This is a genomic window from Brevibacterium daeguense (genome assembly GCF_021729135.1).
GTDB classification, from domain to species: Bacteria; Actinomycetota; Actinomycetes; order Actinomycetales; family Brevibacteriaceae; genus Brevibacterium; species Brevibacterium daeguense.
Map to the genome: position 1 here is coordinate 1 of NZ_JAJTWW010000022.1, position 338 is coordinate 338.

The 338-nt window shown below is 66.3% G+C and carries 1 pseudogene; it reads right to left on the reverse strand.

The features are described from left to right. A pseudogene (locus LXN01_RS14710) lies at nucleotides 1-281 on the reverse strand (HNH endonuclease); the annotation flags it as partial. Nucleotides 282-338 lie beyond the last annotated feature (57 nt).

Genomic DNA, 338 nt, shown 5'->3' on the forward strand with positions numbered 1-338 from the left:
CCGCGGGCCGGTGATTCCCGGCGCGCCAGCGCCACCTCAGCCGCGACACCCTTGCCCCGCCTCGACTCCGCAACACCCCGATCGGCCTCGTTCCGGCGCCGGTGATGATCGAACGCCGCGGTCTCCCACGCCTGGGCGGCAGCGCAGGCGGCCTTGAGCTCTTCGAGGACGCGGATCCGATCCAGCGCCTCCTCCTCAGTTCCAGCAGGCTCCATCCGTGCCAGCGCATCACGCACGACAGCCACGTCGTCGTGACCAGCCAACTGCAGTGATTCGATCATGTGTTCTATATTAGCAAGACCGACGGAGACAGGGAATACCCGAACGGGAGGATTCCT